This window comes from Bradyrhizobium sp. sGM-13 (assembly GCF_018398875.1).
GTDB lineage: Bacteria > Pseudomonadota > Alphaproteobacteria > Rhizobiales > Xanthobacteraceae > Bradyrhizobium.
Genome location: NZ_JAGWDK010000442.1, coordinates 1 through 235 on the forward strand (window position 1 = coordinate 1; position 235 = coordinate 235).

The 235-nt window shown below is 55.7% G+C and carries 1 pseudogene; it reads right to left on the reverse strand.

Going from position 1 to position 235, the window contains the following annotated elements:
• Window positions 1-235: pseudogene (locus KJQ96_RS39585) on the reverse strand (hypothetical protein); the annotation flags it as partial.

Consider the following 235-nt stretch of genomic DNA (forward strand, 5'->3'; position numbering starts at 1 on the left):
GGTTTCTGTAGGCACATACTGATTGATCAATCTCGCCCTCGGGTGCAATTCGAAGAACGACCTGAGCATTGGGGTGACCCGCAATTGCTCACCCGCTGTATAGATCTCCCTCAGAGAGGGCAGCAGTACTCCCTTAGCGCCCCAGACCTCCGCAAAATGGTTCAACGCGACGAATGGGAGGAAAAGCCGCTCGATCGCCTCCCCCCACACAAATTCCAGTAAGGCGGAGAAGTCC